This is a genomic window from Pseudomonas putida (assembly GCF_016406145.1).
In the GTDB taxonomy this organism is placed as follows: domain Bacteria; phylum Pseudomonadota; class Gammaproteobacteria; order Pseudomonadales; family Pseudomonadaceae; genus Aquipseudomonas; species Aquipseudomonas putida_E.
Window position 1 is genome coordinate 543246 of sequence record NZ_CP066306.1, and the last position, 17883, is coordinate 561128.

16 protein-coding genes are annotated in these 17883 nt (G+C 62.0%); 10 read left to right on the top strand and 6 right to left on the bottom strand.

What is annotated here, in order from left to right; all coding sequences use genetic code 11:
* Window positions 1–25: 25 nt before the first annotated feature.
* The 5 genes from JET17_RS02480 to JET17_RS02500 all read right to left on the bottom strand — a co-directional run bounded on the left by JET17_RS02480 (window position 26) and on the right by JET17_RS02500 (window position 5149).
* Window positions 26–421, bottom strand: a complete 396-nt coding sequence (locus tag JET17_RS02480; RefSeq protein ID WP_012312438.1) for a DUF1090 domain-containing protein — start codon at window positions 419–421, stop codon at window positions 26–28.
* 127 nt (window positions 422–548) lie between these two features.
* Window positions 549–944, bottom strand: a complete 396-nt coding sequence (locus JET17_RS02485) for a DUF1090 domain-containing protein (RefSeq protein ID WP_012312439.1) — start codon at window positions 942–944, stop codon at window positions 549–551.
* Between the two features lie 132 nt (window positions 945–1076).
* Window positions 1077–2780, bottom strand: a complete 1704-nt coding sequence (gene ligB, locus JET17_RS02490) for an NAD-dependent DNA ligase LigB (RefSeq protein ID WP_012312440.1) — start codon at window positions 2778–2780, stop codon at window positions 1077–1079.
* Window positions 2781–2946: 166 nt separating this feature from the next.
* Window positions 2947–4137 carry a methionine adenosyltransferase gene (gene metK, locus JET17_RS02495; protein WP_012312441.1) on the bottom strand — a complete coding sequence of 397 codons (1191 nt, stop codon included), beginning with the start codon at window positions 4135–4137 and terminating at the stop codon, window positions 2947–2949.
* Window positions 4138–4156: 19 nt separating this feature from the next.
* Window positions 4157–5149, bottom strand: coding sequence for an ArsR/SmtB family transcription factor (locus JET17_RS02500; protein ID WP_012312442.1), 993 nt, complete (start codon window positions 5147–5149; stop codon window positions 4157–4159).
* Window positions 5150–5375: 226 nt separating this feature from the next.
* Between JET17_RS02500 and tkt the strand changes: the two genes are divergently transcribed.
* The 10 genes from tkt to JET17_RS02550 all read left to right on the top strand — a co-directional run bounded on the left by tkt (window position 5376) and on the right by JET17_RS02550 (window position 15632).
* Window positions 5376–7373, top strand: a complete 1998-nt coding sequence (tkt, locus tag JET17_RS02505) for a transketolase (RefSeq protein WP_012312443.1) — start codon at window positions 5376–5378, stop codon at window positions 7371–7373.
* Between the two features lie 156 nt (window positions 7374–7529).
* Complete coding sequence (gene epd / locus JET17_RS02510) at window positions 7530–8591, top strand: erythrose-4-phosphate dehydrogenase (protein WP_012312444.1); 1062 nt, start codon at window positions 7530–7532, stop codon at window positions 8589–8591.
* A 12-nt stretch (window positions 8592–8603) separates the two neighbouring features.
* Window positions 8604–9767: a phosphoglycerate kinase gene (locus JET17_RS02515; RefSeq protein ID WP_012312445.1), complete on the top strand. Its 1164-nt coding sequence runs from the start codon at window positions 8604–8606 to the stop codon at window positions 9765–9767.
* Window positions 9768–9799: 32 nt separating this feature from the next.
* Window positions 9800–10018: a hypothetical protein gene (locus JET17_RS02520; protein ID WP_012312446.1), complete on the top strand. Its 219-nt coding sequence runs from the start codon at window positions 9800–9802 to the stop codon at window positions 10016–10018.
* A gap of 64 nt (window positions 10019–10082) precedes the next feature.
* Window positions 10083–10412, top strand: coding sequence for an MliC family protein (locus tag JET17_RS02525; protein WP_012312447.1), 330 nt, complete (start codon window positions 10083–10085; stop codon window positions 10410–10412).
* Between the two features lie 101 nt (window positions 10413–10513).
* Entirely contained in the window at window positions 10514–11578 is a 1065-nt protein-coding gene (fba, locus tag JET17_RS02530) for a class II fructose-bisphosphate aldolase (RefSeq protein ID WP_008093958.1), read from the top strand.
* Window positions 11579–11774: 196 nt separating this feature from the next.
* Window positions 11775–13895: a putative bifunctional diguanylate cyclase/phosphodiesterase gene (locus JET17_RS02535; RefSeq protein WP_012312448.1), complete on the top strand. Its 2121-nt coding sequence runs from the start codon at window positions 11775–11777 to the stop codon at window positions 13893–13895.
* Between the two features lie 39 nt (window positions 13896–13934).
* Window positions 13935–14435: a M48 family metallopeptidase gene (locus JET17_RS02540; RefSeq protein ID WP_012312449.1), complete on the top strand. Its 501-nt coding sequence runs from the start codon at window positions 13935–13937 to the stop codon at window positions 14433–14435.
* 12 nt (window positions 14436–14447) lie between these two features.
* Window positions 14448–14744: a winged helix-turn-helix domain-containing protein gene (locus tag JET17_RS02545; protein ID WP_012312450.1), complete on the top strand. Its 297-nt coding sequence runs from the start codon at window positions 14448–14450 to the stop codon at window positions 14742–14744.
* Window positions 14745–14894: 150 nt separating this feature from the next.
* Window positions 14895–15632 carry a substrate-binding periplasmic protein gene (locus JET17_RS02550; RefSeq protein WP_012312451.1) on the top strand — a complete coding sequence of 246 codons (738 nt, stop codon included), beginning with the start codon at window positions 14895–14897 and terminating at the stop codon, window positions 15630–15632.
* Between the two features lie 23 nt (window positions 15633–15655).
* On the opposite strand, the gene yccS is transcribed toward JET17_RS02550, so the two are convergent.
* Window positions 15656–17839, bottom strand: coding sequence for a YccS family putative transporter (yccS, locus tag JET17_RS02555; protein WP_012312452.1), 2184 nt, complete (start codon window positions 17837–17839; stop codon window positions 15656–15658).
* Window positions 17840–17883: the final 44 nt, after the last annotated feature.

Consider the following 17883-nt stretch of genomic DNA (forward strand, 5'->3'; position numbering starts at 1 on the left):
TGGCGCGCGTGACTGAAGCTTCAGGTCACTTGGTCAATTCGGCTTTTGCGTCTTCGAGTTCCGCTTTGGATTCGGCCAGTTTCTTTTCGCGCTTGGCAATTTTGCTCGTATCGCCTTTCGCCTGCGCCTGCTTCAGGTCTGCTTCGCGCTCTTGGACTTCTGCTTCGGCTTCACGCACTTTCTGTTCACGCTCTTCTTTCAAGCCAGCATCGGTGCAGTGCTCGGTGTTCTCCTGCAGGGCCTTTTCCAGGCCGCGGATCTCACCCGAATTATTGTGCGCCCTGGCATATTGCAGCTGGTTTTCGATGGCGCTGCGCTTGGCGGCGCAACCGGTCAAGCCTGGCGTCGGCTGTGCTGCTTGGGCGGCGGATGCGCTCAAGCCGAGAACAGCCAGCATGACTACGGAAGAAATAACTTTCATGGGAGCCTCCTTGTAGGGGCATATGGCAGTAATCGCTGCAATGGTGCCCCCTCCCTAAGACCAAGTGAACCCTTCAGCGGGCAACTTCAGAAAAGTCCTACAAGCCAAGTTGAGTAGGAGCTTGCTGTCAACGTTCCAGATCGTCGACGGCCTCCTGCAACTCCTTTTTCGCCTCGGCAAGTTTGTCTTTGCGCTTGTTGACGTGCTCCGGGTCGCCCTTCTTCATGGCCTTGTCCAGGTCCTTGGTGCGCTGGTTGACCTCGTGCCGGGCCTCGAGCACTTTCTGTTCGCGCTCTTTACGCAAGCCGGCGTCGGTGCAGTTCGCGTCAACTTCGCTCAGGGCCTTTTCCAGACCGCTTTGCTGTTCGCTGTTGTTGTCAACCTTGGCCTGTTCGATTTGTTCGCTGATCGCCTGACGCTTGGCGGCGCAGCCGGTCAGGCCTGTTTGTTCTTGGGTGGCCTGCACGGCGTGAGCCGACAGAGCAAACGTCGCCAGCAGGAAAAGGGTAGACATACGCTTCATGAAAAAGCCTCCTAAACGGGGCGGGGCAGCAAAAAGTGGAGAAATCCTGCCTTGGTTTTGTCGATTTTTAAACCCTTGGTGGTTTTTTCAGGCTGGGATTGGGAAATATTCCGCGTACGCTTTGCCCGTGAACTATTGCGAACCAACGTCGTCTGTCCCGTGAAAACCATCGATCCCACGGGTTCCCAGCAGCGTGGCTATCCGTTGTACTTGCTCATGGGTGAAAAAGTTCGCGAGTTGAGTGGCGCGTGTTGCGCCAATGCCGGGCAAGGTTTGCCAATCGCTGGCAGACCGGCCGGCCAGCGTTTGCCAGTTCTCGTCCCGTGGCACCTGAGCTGGCGCCGGTACGCCCAACCCTTTGCGCCACTGAGCGAAAGGTCTGTTGCGGCCTATGTCGAAACTGCGTTGTAGCTGTGTGGCGGTTTTCCTGCTGATGCCCGGTACCGATAACAGCTGTTGGGCATCGAGCGTCAACCAATCCGTCAGCGATGTCACCAGCCCTGCCTGAACCAGCCGCTTCCAGGTGCCCTTGCCGGTGCCTGGCATGGCCAGGCCCTGCTTGCCACTGAGCCAGACGAGGCGCGCGATAAACTGCTCTTGGCAGCCGTCGCTGGCTTGCCAGCAACTGTGTTGGCCGTACTGTTCAGCTTCGGGTACAGGTAATACCTGACGCTCGACGGCGCGGTGGACCACTTGGTCGAAGCGTGGAATGGTCAGGCCGGCAAGGCTGATCGCAACTTGATCGCCCGGGCGAATGTCGAGCGCCCGCCAGCGGGCCAGGGACCCGAGGCTGACCTGGCTGATCCGGCGATCATCCAGGGTGACCGGTTTGAGCCTGAGCAACGGCGTGACTTTGCCTGTGCGGCCGATTAGAAAGCGTACCTCCCGTACCTCTGCCAGCGCTTGGGCGAAGGGGTATTTCCACGCGGCGATCCAATAGGGGGCGTTGGGCTGCCAGCGGTCGGCCGGGGGGCGGCTGTCCTGGCGCAGAATCACGCCATCGGTGGCGAAGGGCAGCGGTGAGCGGTACCAGTGCAGGCGCCAGTGGGTAGCCTCTTCGGGGGTGTCGATAGCTGTGCTGAAACGCTGACTGTCGGGGAACCCCCAGGCTGCAAGTTGTGTGAGGCGCTCGCCCTGGTTGTCCGGCCCGTGCGGCCAGTCCCAGACGAACAGGCCGATGCTCGCGCCCGGTTCAGGGCCAAGCTGCTTGCGTGCCAGCATCCCGGCCACGGTGCCGCGCACATTGCTGCTGCCTGCCTCAGCTTGCACGTGCGCTTGCAGGCGCAGGTACAACTCGCCTTGCAATACGACGTCCAGTGGTTGAGGCAATTGCCTAGTGATGCTGTCGAGGTCCTTGATGTGGCGGCTCCAGTCATGCCCCTGGAGGCCATCACCACGGCTGAGCAGCTGTACCAGCCGGCCTTGGCGATAGACCAGTGAGACTGCCACTCCGTCGACCTTCGGCTGCACCCATACGCCCTTCTTGCCGGTCATCCAGCGTGCAACGGCAGCTGCGTCATGGAGTTTCTCGACGCCGGTGTGGGCAACGGGGTGGGCAATAGGGCCGCGTGCGCTGGCCAGTGGGCTTGGATCTGTGAATTCCTGACCAAAGCATTGTTGCAGGTGCAGCAGGTGGTGTCGGGCCTGGTCGTAGAGTTCATCGGCTACGAGCGCTATACCCTGGCGGTGGTAATGGTCGTCCCAGTTGGCCAGGGTTGCGCGAAGTTGGGCAACTTCGGTTCTGGCTTGCTTGGTACTCCAGTCCGGACAGTGACTGGCTTGGGCGATGGACGTGTGGAGCAGCAACAGGGCTGCGAGGCGCAGGAAAAAAGACATGGCCAGCATCCTTGCGTGGCGGAGTGGAGTGTTCAGGCTAGGCAAGCGGGGCGGAGGTTGGCGGGGTCAGTTGTCAGGTGATGTGTCGAGAGCGATGCCATGAAAACTAAAAAAAAGCCCCTGCCGATCACTCGGCAAGGGCTTCGATTCACCGCTGCAGGAAAAATTACAGGCCGGCAGCATCACGCAGCGACTGGGCGCGGTCGGTGCGCTCCCAGGTGAAGGTGGTGAAGGTGTCATCGCCGACAGTCTTCTGCTGCGGGGTACGGCCGAAGTGGCCGTAGGCAGCGGTTTCCTGGTACATCGGATGCAGCAGGTCGAGCATCTTGGTGATGGCGTACGGACGCAGATCGAAGCACTCACGTACCAGCTGGATGATCTTGTCGTCCGAGACCTTGCCGGTACCGAAGGTGTTGATCGAGATGGAAGTCGGCTGGGCTACGCCGATGGCGTAGGACACCTGGATCTCACAACGTTCGGCCAGGCCGGCGGCGACGATGTTCTTGGCCACGTAACGACCGGCGTAGGCAGCAGAACGGTCGACCTTGGACGGGTCCTTGCCGGAGAACGCGCCACCACCGTGGCGGGCCATGCCGCCGTAGGAGTCGACGATGATCTTGCGGCCGGTCAGGCCACAGTCACCCACCGGGCCACCAATGATGAAGTTACCGGTCGGGTTGATGTGGTACTGGGTGTCTTTGTGCAGCAGTTCGGCAGGCAGGGTGTGCTTGACGATCAGCTCCATCACGGCTTCCTGCAGGTCTTTTTGCGAGACTTCAGGGTTGTGCTGGGTCGACAGGACCACTGCGTCGATACCGACTACCTTACCGTTTTCATAGCGGCAGGTGACCTGGGACTTGGCGTCCGGGCGCAGCCAAGGCAGCAGCCCGGATTTGCGCGCTTCGGCCTGGCGCTCGACCAGGCGGTGCGAGAAGCATATCGGCGCCGGCATCAGCACGTCGGTCTCGTTGCTGGCGTAGCCGAACATCAGGCCTTGGTCACCCGCGCCCTGGTCTTCCGGCTTGGAGCGGTCGACGCCCTGGGCGATGTCCACCGATTGTTTGCCGATGATATTCATCACGGCGCAGGTGGCGCCGTCGAAGCCGACGTCGGAGCTGTTATAGCCGATGTCGATGATGACTTTGCGCACCAGCTCTTCCAGGTCGACCCAGGCCGAGGTGGTGACTTCGCCAGCGATGATGGCGACACCGGTCTTGACCAGGGTTTCACACGCCACGCGGGCGTATTTGTCCTGGGTGATGATGGCATCCAGGACCGCATCCGAAATCTGGTCGGCGATCTTGTCCGGATGCCCTTCGGACACGGACTCGGAGGTGAAAAGGGAGTATTCGCTCATCTCGACGGGTTCCTAAAATTTACCGATGGTGTGTGTCGCCAGCCGTCCGCTGAAAATGGCGGACCTGTATCTGGAAACCGTTACGCAAGCCCACATAGAGGCTGTCCCCCGGGGCCAGCCCGGCAGCGTTGGCCCAACGGGCCAGGTCGTCCTGTTCAAAACCAAGCCAGAGATCGCCGCAGGCTTCCCGCGCCCAACCCTGATCGTGGCTGCACAGTTCGGTGACCAGCAGGCTGCCGCCCGCCTTCACCCGTTTGGCCAAAAGGCGCAGGGCCAGGGCCGGGTCGCTGAAATGGTGCAGGACCATGTTCAGCACAACGCAGTCGGCTTCCACATCCGTTGCACCCAGTGCATCGGCCAACTGCAGGTTTACATTATCCAGGCGTTCGCGTTCGCAGACCTGGCGCGCCAGCTCGAGCATGGTCGGGCTGTTGTCCATGGCTGTGACACAGGCAAAGCGCCTGGCCAGGTCGGGCAGGAAGCCGCCGTCGCCGGGGCCGACTTCCAGCGCGCTGGCCGTCGGCTCGAAATTCAGTGTGTCGAGCAGCGCCAGCAGGCTTTCGCGGTACTGCGGCAGGCCGGCGATCAGGTCCTGCTGGGCGCGGAACTTTTCTTCCACACGCAGGAAAAAGTCCTGGCTGGTGGCGGCGCGGCGTTGTTGCACCTGGGCGATGCGCGCCTGCACGTCCAGCGGCAGTGTCAGGTCGTCGACCTCTTCGAGCAGCGCGGTGTGCAGGCGACCGCCCAGGCGGTGGCTGTCGGGCAGGGCCCTGCGGTAGAAAATCGCATTGCCTTCGCGGCGCGTAGCCACCAGCTCGGCCTGGGCTAAAACCTTGAGGTGATGGCTCATGCCCGACTGCCCGATGTCGAAAATCTGTGCCAGCTCCAGGACGCCGAACGAGTCACTGGCCAAGGCGCGCAGGACATTCAGGCGCAGTTCGTCGCCACTGGCTTTGCACAGGGCTGCCAGTGTGTCGCTTCGCTGAGGGATCGGTTGCGCACGGAGGTTCATGACGCGGCAGTCTAGACAGGCATGGTTGCCCTAGCAAGGCCAATATCAAAAAGTTTTGATATTGGCGATGAGTTGTAAGAAATAGAGCCTTGCGCGCACGGTTCGGATTTATCTTGCTGCTTAAAGCTTGCCGCTTGCCGCTTAAATGTTTGCCCCCAGCCCCCCAGTGGGGGAAAATGGCCGCCTTTTTCGTTACACCACCTATTCAAGCCCCAGGAGATAAGCGATGCCCAGCCGTCGTGAACGTGCCAACGCCATTCGTGCACTCAGCATGGATGCCGTGCAAAAGGCCAACAGCGGCCACCCAGGTGCCCCCATGGGCATGGCGGATATCGCCGAAGTGCTTTGGCGCGACTATCTGAAGCACAACCCGAGCAACCCGAGCTTCGCCGACCGTGACCGCTTCGTGCTGTCCAACGGCCACGGCTCGATGCTGATCTACTCGCTGCTGCACCTGACCGGCTACGACGTCACCATCGACGACCTCAAGTCGTTCCGCCAGTTGCATAGCCGTACCCCGGGCCACCCCGAGTTCGGCTACACCCCAGGTGTGGAAACCACCACCGGCCCGCTGGGCCAAGGTTTGGCCAACGCCGTGGGCTTTGCTTTGGCTGAGAAAGTGCTGGGTGCCCAGTTCAACCGCGAAGGCCACAATATCGTCGACCACAACACTTACGTGTTCCTCGGCGACGGCTGCATGATGGAAGGTATCTCCCACGAAGTCGCCTCGCTGGCCGGCACCCTGGGCCTGAACAAGCTGGTTGCCTTCTATGACGACAACGGCATCTCCATCGACGGTGAAGTGGAAGGCTGGTTCACCGACGACACGCCCAAGCGTTTCGAGGCCTACAACTGGCTGGTGATCCGCAACGTCAACGGCCACGACGCCGACGAGATCCGCACGGCCATCGAGACTGCGCGCAAGAGCGACCGTCCGACCCTGATCTGCTGCAAGACCATCATCGGTTTCGGCTCGCCCAACAAGCAGGGCAAGGAAGACTGCCACGGTGCTCCACTGGGCAACGACGAAATCGCCCTGGCCCGCAAGGAGCTGAACTGGAACCACGCTCCGTTCGAAGTTCCTGCCGACATCTACGCCGAATGGAATGCCAAAGAAGCAGGCGCCAAGGCTGAAGCCGAGTGGAACACGCGTTTCGAGGCCTATGCCGCCGCCTTCCCGGAACTGGCCAGCGAGCTCAAGCGCCGTCTGAGCGGTGACCTGCCGGCCGACTTCTCGGAAAAAGCCGCTGCCTACATCGCTGAAGTCGCTGCCAAGGGCGAGACCATCGCCAGCCGCAAGGCCAGCCAGAACACCCTGAACGCCTTCGGCCCACTGCTGCCGGAATTCCTTGGCGGCTCGGCCGACCTGGCCGGCTCCAACCTGACCCTGTGGAAGGGTTGCAAGGGTGTGGACGCCAACGACGCCAGCGGCAACTACGTGTTCTACGGCGTGCGCGAGTTCGGCATGACCGCGATCATGAACGGCGTCGCCCTGCACGGCGGCCTGGTGCCTTACGGCGCGACGTTCCTGATGTTCATGGAATACGCCCGTAACGCCGTGCGCATGTCCGCCCTTATGAAGCAGCGCGTCATCCATGTGTACACCCACGACTCCATCGGCCTGGGCGAAGACGGCCCGACCCACCAGCCGATCGAGCAACTGACCAGCCTGCGCAGCACGCCGAACCTGGACACCTGGCGCCCGGCCGACGCAGTCGAGTCGGCTGTGTCCTGGAAGCACGCCCTGGAGCGCAAGGACGGCCCTTCGGCGCTGATCTTCTCGCGTCAGAACCTGCAGCATCAGGACCGCGACGCCCAGCAGATCGCCGATATCGCCCGCGGCGGTTACGTGCTCAAGGACTGTGCCGGCGAGCCTGAGTTGATCCTGATCGCCACCGGCTCGGAAGTGGGCCTGGCCGTTCAGGCGTTCGACAAGCTGACCGAGCAGGGCCGCAAGGTGCGTGTCGTGTCGATGCCGAGCACCAGCGTGTTTGACGCCCAGGATGCGGCCTACAAGCAGTCCGTACTGCCGCTGCAAGTGGGTGCCCGCATCGCCATCGAAGCGGCTCATGCCGACTTCTGGTACAAGTACGTGGGTCTCGAAGGCCGTGTCATCGGCATGACCACTTACGGTGAATCGGCTCCGGCCAGTGCACTGTTCGAGGAGTTCGGCTTCACCCTGGAGAACATCCTGGGTACTGCCGAAGAGCTGCTGGAAGACTGATGTAACCCTGGAGGGCTTGGCCCTCCATCGCGACGCAAGGCCGCTCCTGCAGTTCCCGCGCAGCCCGATGTTGGCGCGGTGCCTGTAGGAGCGGCCTTGTGTCGCGATGGGCCGCAACGCGGCCCCAACAGCCACCATGCGTTAGCGAGCCCATCAATGCCCCACCCGCGTCCCTACAAAGTTGCACTCAACGGTTACGGCCGCATCGGCCGCTGTGTCCTGCGCGCACTGTTTGAGCGTGGGGCAAAGGCTGGCTTCGAAATCGTGGCGTTGAACGACCTGGCCGACCAGGCCAGTGTGGAATACCTGACACGCTTCGACTCAACTCACGGCCGATTCCCCGGCGACGTGAAGGTCGACGGCGACTGTCTGCATATCAATGGTGACTGCGTGAAGGTCATGCGCAGCGCCACCCCCGAGGGCGTCGATTGGGCCGCCCTGGACATCGACCTGGTGCTGGAGTGTTCCGGCGCCTATCACACCCGTGCCGATGGCCAGCGTTTTCTTGATGCCGGTGCGCCGCGGGTGCTGTTCTCGCAGCCCATGGCCAGCGAGGCCGATGTGGATGCGACAGTGGTCTACGGCATCAACCAGGCTTGCCTGACCGGCGCCGAGCGCCTGGTGTCCAACGCCTCCTGTACCACCAACTGTGGCGTACCGCTGCTGCGGGTGCTGGACCAGGCGTTCGGCATCGAGTACGTCCAGATCACCACCATTCACTCGGCAATGAACGACCAGCCGGTGATCGACGCCTACCATCATGAGGATTTGCGCCGCACGCGCTCGGCTTTCCAGTCGGTGATCCCGGTGTCCACTGGCCTGGCGCGTGGTATCGAGCGCCTGCTGCCGGAACTTGCCGGGCGAATACAGGCCAAAGCGGTACGCGTGCCGACCGTCAACGTGTCGTGCCTGGACATCACCCTGCAGACCGCCCGTGACACCAGTGCGGTCGAAGTCAATCGGGTGCTGCGCGAGGCGGCGCTGGATGGCCCGCTCAAAGGCTTGCTGGCTTACACCGAATTGCCCCACGCCAGCTGTGATTTCAACCATGACCCGCATTCGGCGATCGTCGATGCCAGCCAGACACGCGTCTCGGGCCCCCGCCTGGTGAACCTGCTGGCCTGGTTCGACAACGAATGGGGTTTTGCCAACCGTATGCTCGACGTTGCTGAACATTATCTGCACGTCGTCCACCCAACCCGCACCAAACAGCCCTGAAGGACTGCATTCATGACCGTGTTGAAGATGACCGACCTCGACCTGCAAGGTAAACGCGTACTGATCCGCGAAGACCTCAACGTGCCTGTGAAGGACGGTGTGGTAACCAGCGACGCGCGTATCCTGGCTGCGCTGCCGACCATCAAGCTGGCCCTGGAGAAGGGCGCGGCGGTAATGGTCTGCTCGCACCTGGGGCGCCCGACCGAAGGTGAGTTCTCGGCCGAGAACAGCCTCAAGCCGGTTGCCGACTACCTGAGCAAGGCCTTGGGCCGCGACGTTGCACTGGTCGCCGACTACCTCGATGGCATCGAGGTCAAGGCTGGTGACCTGGTGCTGTTCGAGAACGTTCGCTTCAACAAGGGCGAGAAGAAGAACGCCGACGAACTGGCGCAGAAGTACGCGGCTCTGTGCGACGTTTTCGTCATGGACGCCTTCGGTACCGCTCACCGTGCCGAAGGCTCCACCCACGGCGTAGCCAAGTTCGCCAAGGTCGCTGCGGCAGGCCCGCTGCTGGCCGCCGAGCTGGACGCCCTGGGCAAAGCCCTGAAGGCACCGGCCAAACCAATGGCCGCCATCGTTGCCGGCTCCAAGGTTTCCACCAAGCTGGACGTGCTGAACAGCCTGAGCTCGGTTTGCGACCAGTTGATCGTTGGTGGCGGCATCGCCAACACCTTCCTGGCCGCTGCCGGCCACCCGGTGGGCAAGTCGCTGTACGAGCCTGACCTGGTGGAAACCGCCAAGGCCATCGCCGCCAAGGTCAGCGTACCGCTGCCCGTCGACGTGGTGGTTGCCAAGGAGTTTGCCGAGAGCGCCGAGGCCACCGTCAAGGCCATCGCCGACGTGGCTGCTGACGACATGATCCTGGACATCGGGCCACAGACTGCGGCCAACTTCGCCGAACTGCTGAAGTCGTCGAAAACCATCCTGTGGAACGGCCCGGTCGGTGTGTTCGAGTTCGACCAGTTCGGCAACGGCACCAAGGTACTGGCCAAGGCTATCGCCGACAGCGCCGCATTTTCCATCGCCGGCGGTGGCGATACCCTGGCGGCCATCGACAAATATGGCGTCAGCGCCGAGATCTCCTACATTTCTACCGGTGGTGGTGCATTCCTCGAGTTCGTCGAAGGCAAGGTACTGCCGGCCGTGGCGATCCTGGAAGAGCGGGCAAAAGCCTGACAATGGCGGCGCCTGGCAAAGGGAGCGACCTGATGGTCAAGCAATTGCCTGTGATCTTGCTGGCTGGTTTGCTGAGCGCATGCTCCAGCAGCCCGTCCTCGGACAACGATCCGGCGCAGCCGCCCAAGGGCGGCTGCTACCAGTCTGAGTGGCAGGCCGAGACTGTGCCGGTAATCAGCAAGCGCGTGGGCCCGGAAGGCCTGGAAAAGTATGACGAAGACCACCAGCGCAAGGCGCCTGGCTGCCCATGAAGCGATGCGCTTCGTCGGAGCAGGCAACCAAGCGACCGTTGTGTGGTCATCTAGAGGATATGCAATGAAAGCGCTGATGGCCTTGATGGCCCTGGCGACACTGGCAGGATGCTCGCTGCTGCAGCCGGCGCAACCCGCCCCTGCGGCCGCCTGGACCCGTTGGGTCTGCGACAGCCAGACCGATGTGCTTTGGCGCTTCGCCGATGTACAACAGGATTCGGTCGACGTGCGCCTCGGCGGCGGCGACCAGGTCTACCGGCTCAAGTCCGAGCCGAGTGCGTCGGGCGCGATGTACAGCGATGGCGTGCTGGCCTTCCACACCAAGGGCGAGGAAGGCCTGGTGTACTGGGTGGCAACCAACGATCTGATTGGGCGGGGCTGCAAGGCACCGTGACTGGCCGGGCCGCACCGGTGGCCCACACTACTTGAACAGCAACCGCCCCAGCGGCAGGCTTGCACGAAACAAAACGACGCTTGTCGGGAGAGAGATACACAATGGCACTCATTAGCATGCGCCAGATGCTGGACCACGCCGCCGAGTTCGGTTACGGCGTTCCAGCTTTCAACGTCAACAACCTCGAGCAGATGCGCGCCATCATGGAAGCGGCCGACAAGACCGACTCCCCAGTGATCGTCCAGGCTTCGGCCGGTGCCCGCAAATACGCTGGCGCGCCGTTCCTGCGTCACCTGATCCTGGCCGCCATCGAAGAGTTTCCGCACATCCCGGTGTGCATGCACCAGGACCACGGCACCAGCCCTGACGTGTGCCAGCGCTCGATCCAGCTGGGCTTCAGCTCGGTGATGATGGACGGCTCGCTGGGCGAAGACGGCAAAACCCCGACCGACTACGAGTACAACGTCCGCGTCACTCAGCAGACTGTCGCCATGGCGCACGCCTGTGGTGTTTCGGTCGAAGGCGAGCTGGGCTGCCTGGGTTCGCTGGAAACCGGCATGGCCGGTGAAGAAGATGGCATCGGCGCCGAAGGCGTGCTGGACCACAGCCAGATGCTCACCGACCCGGAAGAAGCCGCCGACTTCGTCAAGAAGACCCAGGTGGATGCCCTGGCCATCGCCATCGGCACCAGCCACGGTGCCTACAAGTTCACCAAGCCGCCAACCGGTGACGTGCTGGCGATCGACCGCATCAAGGAAATCCATAAGCGCATCCCCAACACTCACCTGGTGATGCACGGTTCTTCCTCGGTACCGCAGGAGTGGTTGGCGATCATCAACCAGTACGGCGGCGACATCAAAGAGACCTACGGCGTACCGGTCGAAGAAATCGTTGAAGGCATCAAGCACGGCGTGCGCAAGGTCAACATCGATACCGACCTGCGTCTGGCCTCCACCGGTGCCATGCGCCGCCTGATGGCGCAGAACCCAAGCGAGTTCGACCCGCGCAAGTTCTTCGGTGAAACCGTGAAAGCCATGCGCGATGTGTGCATCGCTCGTTACGAAGCCTTCGGCACCGCCGGTAATGCCTCGAAGATCAAGCCGATCTCACTGGAAGGCATGTTCCAGCGTTACCTGAAAGGTGAACTGGCCGCCAAGGTCAACTGATCACAGGCCGCCATGAAAAACCCGCAGAAATGCGGGTTTTTTTATGGTTCAACGGCCGGCAAACGACCGTTAGTCGACTACCCTTACCTTTAGTCACTGATAGCGTTCTGATTCCATTGCGTGTTACACACTCGAGTCTAGAGTGTTAAACCGGATCCAATTGCAAGTCGAAGTCGGTCATACAAGAGAAAGCAGCATGGATGGCGCTTACCCTCAACCACCGGATGGCAAGTCGGTTCTCCTGGTGGTGGACGATTACCCTGAGAACCTCATAAGCATGCGAGCCTTACTGGCCCGCACAGATTGGCAGGTGCTGACCGCAGGTTCAGGGACGGAAGCCTTGAGCGCCTTGCTGGAGCACGAAGTCGACCTTGTGTTGCTCGACGTGCAGATGCCGGAAATGGACGGTTTCGAGGTTGCGCGGCTGATGCGTGGTAGCCACCGTACCCGGCTGACCCCGATCATCTTCCTTACCGCCAACGAGCAGTCCGATGCCGCTGTGCTCAAGGGCTATGCCAGTGGTGCGGTGGACTACCTGTTCAAGCCGTTCGACCCGCAGATCCTCAAGCCCAAGGTGCAGGCGCAACTGGACCAGCAGCGTAACCGGCGCATGCAGCAACGGCTGACGCGCGAACTGGAGGCGGCCAGGGCGTTCAATGCGTCCATCCTGGAGAATGCCGCCGAAGGTATTCTGGTGGTCGACGCCCACGGCAACATCAGCTTTGCCAATCCGGCGATCTCGCGCTTGCTCGATGCCCCGGTTGAGCAATTGCAGGGCGCGCAGCTGCTTGAATTGCTGCAACTGCCCCATGCCACCTTATGGAGCGAGTCGGATTTCCATCAGGCGTACCAGTCACGGCAGATCTTCCGAGTACACGACGCCCACCTGCGCACCGCAGGCGGTCACCTGGTCCCGGTGGCATTGTCCTGCGCGCCGTTGCCGGCCGATCAGCAGGCTATGGTGGTGACGGTGCTCGACATGTCGGTAGTGCGCAATTTGCACCAGCAGCTCGAATACCAGGCGGTCACCGACCCGCTCACCGGCCTGCTCAACCGCCGTGGGTTCTATCAGGCAGCTGAAAGCGTGCTGCTGCGCAACGAACGTTCGGACAAGGCCCAGGCCTTGATGTACATGGATTTGGATGGTTTCAAGCGGATCAATGACTCGCTTGGCCACGAGGCCGGGGACCGGGTACTGGGTTGGGTTGCCGAGCAGCTCAAGGACTGCCTGGGCAGTGAGGCGCTGCTGGCGCGCATGGGAGGAGACGAGTTCACTGCGCTCTTCGATAGCCTGCCGTATCCGGAACAAGCCGGCCGCTTTGCCGAGCAACTGCTCGAGCGTATGTCCGTCCAGCGGCAGGTGGCCGGCCTGGATGTCTGCCTGGGTGTCAGCATTGGTATTGCCACCTTCCCGGACTGCGGTGCCACTGTCGAAGGCCTGTTGCGTGCCGCCGATGCTGCTATGTATGCGGCCAAGCAGGCTGGGCGCGGGCAGTATCGCTTCTATGACCAGGAGCTCAATGGCCGGGCGCGTTCACGGCTGATGCTTGAGGACAGCGTACGTGACGCAGTCGAGTCGCAAGGCTTCAACATGGTGTATCAGCCCCAGGTCGCTTTCGCCGATGGTCATCTGCGCGGTTTCGAAGCCCTGCTGCGCTGGCAGCACCCCAGCGTCGGCGATGTACCGCCGGGGCTGTTCATCCCCTTGCTTGAGGAGGCGCGACTGATAACGCGCCTGGCCAGCTGGATCTACCGCCAGGGCGCGGCGCAGCGTCAGGCCTGGTGTGAGCGTTTTGCTCCGGATCTGGTGCTGGGTATCAGCCTGAGCCGCGCTCAGTTCGCCATGCCTGGGCTTGTCGATGAGTTGCAGCGGGTGATACAGGATTACCGGCTCAACCCGGCGCAACTGGAAGTGGAAGTTGCCGAGACCTCACTGATGTACAACATCGACGCGGCGATCAAGCAGATCCACCGCCTGCGCGAGCTGGGAGTGCGCGTGGCGCTGGACGACTTTGGTGCTGGCGACTGCTCGCTGCGCATGCTGCGCGACCTGCCTGTCGACACCTTGAAGCTGGACCGCCATCTGGTGGCGCGCCTGCCCGATTCGGCGCCGGACGCCGCTTTGGTGCGTAGCGTCATTGGCCTGTGCGCCGATTACAACGTCACGGTCATCGCCGAGGGCGTAGAAACTGAGGCCCAGGCTGCTTGGCTCAAGGCAAACGGTTGCGCCTACGTGCAGGGCTTCCTTGTCGCCCGCCCGATGACTGCCGCCGATGCCAGCGGCTTTCCGGCATTTTTTCCCTGGCCGCAGTCCTGATTGGCTAGAATCGGCATTCGTTACGCCGAATGTCATGCCATGACCGTATTACGCTATTTGCAAGCTTACCCGCCGCACCTGCAGGAGCAGGTGCAGCAGATGATCGACAGCGACCGCCTGGGTGAATACCTGCAGCGCCGCTATCCCGGTCGCCATGATGTGCAGAGCGACAAGGCACTGTACGGCTACGCCCAGGAGCTGCGTCAGCAATACCTGCGCAGTGCACCAAGCCTGGACAAGGTATTGTTCGACAACCGCCTGGACCTCACCCACCGGGCGCTGGGGCTCAATACTGCGGTATCGCGGGTACAGGGTGGCAAGCTCAAGGCGAAGAAGGAAATCCGCATCGCCTCGCTGTTCAAGGAGGCGGCGCCGCAGTTCCTGCGCATGATCGTGGTACATGAACTGGCGCACCTGCGCGAGCGTGACCACAGCAAAGCCTTCTATCAGCTTTGTCAGCACATGGAGCCGGACTACCACCAACTGGAATTCGACCTGCGCGTCTACCTGACCTATCGGGAGCTGCCGGGTAACCTGTAAGGATCACGCAGCATGGATGTGAGCAAGACCAAGAGCAGCTTTTATCGCCGCCTGTACGTGGCCTGGCTGATCGACAGCCAGACCGCTACCAGCGTGCCAGCCTTGATGGAAGCCACCGGCATGCCACGCCGCACCGCGCAGGACACCATCGCTGCGTTGGCCGACCTGGACATTGTCTGCGAGTTCGAGCAGCAGGAAGGGGCGCGCAACCACGCCGGGCATTATCGTATCCATGACTGGGGTGCGATCGACAAGCAGTGGATCATTCGCCATCTACGCCAGATCAGGGAAGTGCTCGGCTACCCGTAAGCCAGGTACCCTGCCTGCTTCGGCCAAAATAGAGGCTAAATGACACTATTGGCCGCTGCCCTCTGCGGCGGCTTTGTGTAGTCTCTTTACCAGCGTTATCGAAGACCGCCATCAACAGCCTGTGCCCCCCACCTGCAAAAGGACTTGAGCATGCGGCCACTGTTTTGCGTTCTGGGAGTGTTGGCCGTGATGCTGGCGGCGCCAGCCTTGGGCCAGGGCAAACTGCGGCTGGTGGCCGATACCTGGCCGCCGTTCACCGATGCCGGTATGCCCGGTGCTGGCCTTGCCACCAGCATCGTCACCACGGCGCTGGCGCGTGCAGGTTACCCCAGCGAGTACCAGGAGGTACCGTGGGCACGGGCGCTGCTCGGGGTTAGCGAAGGCCGCTACGACGTATTGATCAATGCCTGGTACAACGATTCGCGCACCCGCATCGGCCAGTTTTCCAAGGCCTACCTGACCAACCGCATCCGTTTGCTAAAGCGCAAGGGCGACAGCTTCCGTTACAGGCGCCAGGCTGATCTTTATCCCTACAGCATTGCCGTGGTGCGTGATTATGCCTACTCACCCGAATTCGATAGCGACACCCGCTTGCACAAGGTGCCGGTAGGCAACTTTTCCTCCGCCGTGCGCATGCTGGCGGCAGGGCGGGTCAACCTGGCGGTGGAAGATGAATTCGTGGCGCGCTACAACCTGCAGCGCGAACCCGAAGCGGTGCGCGATGGGGTGGTGATGGTCGAGCCCCCGCTGGGCGAGAACACCCTGCATATCCTGGTGAGCCTCAAGCATCCTGAGCATCGGCAGATCGTCGAGCGGTTCGAGCGCAGCATTGCAGCGATGAAGGCAGACGGCAGCTATGCACGGCTTCTGCGCCAGCATGGCTTTTGATCTGCAGCGCAGGCAATGAACAATCAGGCCGGTGAGCCCTGTTTGATCAAGTGCGCTGCCAAGGTCCGCAACGGCCCCAACTGCCGGCAGATCAGCGCCAATTGGGTCTGCACCAACCGTTGATGTTCGTCCAGTTCCTCAGGCATCTGTTCCAGCGTATTGGCCAAGGCTTCCTCGGCATCGCTGTGAATCGCCACGGGTAACCGCGCCGCCAGGCCGTTGGCGATTTCGTCGAGGCTGGCGGCCAATGCCTGCCCCGCCCCCTCGATCAGCTGTTCATGGACCTCTGCCGGCAGGGCCGTATCACGGTGTGCCCCTAGCCCGGAGAGGTAGCTGAGCAAGGTATGCGACAGCACCAGGAAGCGGAAGCCCACATCAGCCTCCTTACGGAAGTGCCCCGGCTCCATGAGCATGTTGGCCAGCGTAGTGGACAGAGCAGCGTCAGCGTTGTGTGCGTTGCGCCGGGCCAGGCGGTAGGCCAGGTCATCACGCTTGCCATGGGCATACTGCTGCATGATCTGACGCAGGTACACACTGGCGCAGGCCAGGGTGTTGGCCAGTGCCTTGTTCAGGCGTCGGCCCTGCCAGTCGGGGAGGAACAGGAACACTGCGAGAATGGCGATCAGGCTACCGACCAATGTATCGAACAGCCGTGGGAGGAACAGGCCGTAGCCATCGCCGATCTGGTTGAAGCAGAACAGGATCATCAGCGTGATCGCCGCCGTGGCCAAGGTGTAGCGGGTGGTCCGGTTGACGAAGAAAACCACCCCGGCTACCACTGCGAACGCCGACTGGATGAGCGGATTCGGGAACAGGTCGAACAGGGCCCAGCCAACGGTCAGACCGATGGCCGTGCCGAAGATCCGCTGCACAAGCTTGCGCCGCGTCGCGCCATAGTTGGGCTGGCAGACGAACAGGGTGGTGAGGATGATCCAGTAGCCTTGGGTCGGGTGGATCAAGTGCACCATGCCGTAGCCCACCGACAGCGCCAGCGACAGGCGCAGGGCATGGCGGAACAGCAGCGAGGTAGGTGTGAGCTGGGTGCGCAATCGCTTCCACACATCCTTGAGGTTGCGTGGCGAACGGTCGAGCAGGCTGCTGTCGCTGGCGTCGGCCAGGCTGTCCGGGTTGCTGGCGGCGCCAAGCAGGCGGTCCAGCGTGGCCAGGTTTGCAGCCAGGGCGCGTAGTGAGCGCAACAGGCCACGCCAGGCCGGGTTGTTCTGGTTGCGCAGGTGTTCCAGCGAGGCGTTGAGGTCCTCAAGGGCCTCGGCGAAGCCGGTGGCCAGAACGAACGGCTGGCGCAGCCGGATCGAGCGTGCCAGTTCCTGGCAGGATGCCCCTTGTTTGCGCAGTAGGCGCTGGCAGCGGAACATCACGTCGCTGTGGAAGAACGCCTCGGTCAGGGCGTTGTAAGGGTAGTGTGAGGCGCTCACCCTTTCGTGGATGTCCTGGGCCAGGAAGTACAGCTTCAGGTAACGGCTGACCTTGGAGTTGGGCTGGCTGTTGCCAACCCGGTGCAGAATGATTTCCTTGGCGGCATTCAGCGCGCCCACCACTTTGCCGTTTTGCTGGGCTAACGCCAGGCGTTGGGCTTCGACGTCGAGTGTGCGAATCGGCTCGAACAGGCTGGCCTTGAGCTTGAGGTAGGTGCCTAGTTCGAAGAACAGTTTGGCCAGGCTCTGCTGTACCGGTTGGTTGGAGAACAGCGCCTGCCACAGCACCGAGAGCATGCCATACCAGGCGGCACCGGCCACCAGCAGCAACGGTTCATGCCAGAAGTCGCTGACTTCGCCGCCGCGCTGGTCCACGCCGATCATGGTGTACACCGAGAGAATCAGCGTTGCCGACGCGATCGCTCCGTAGCGTTCACCCAATGCACCAAGCATGGTCAGGGAGAAGGCGGCCAAGGCCATGGAAATGGCGAAGATCCAGGGGTAGGGGAACAGCAGTTCCACCGAAAGCGCGGCAATGGCGAAACACAGAAGGGTGACCAACAACGCGCTGAGGCGGCCTTGCCAGCTATCGTCGGTCTCGGCCAGGGCGCTGGCGATGATGCCGAGGAACAGCGGGATGAGCAGGCTCATCTCGTTCTGGTACCAGCACCAGGCCATGCTGCCGGTGAGCGCAATGGTCACGCGGATGGCGTAGCTGAACTTGTCTTGACCCCACAGGCGACGCAATGACTGACGGAACGAACTCGATGACATGATGGCCTGCTGGCAGTGATCGAATGAATGCATTGCGGCACGGA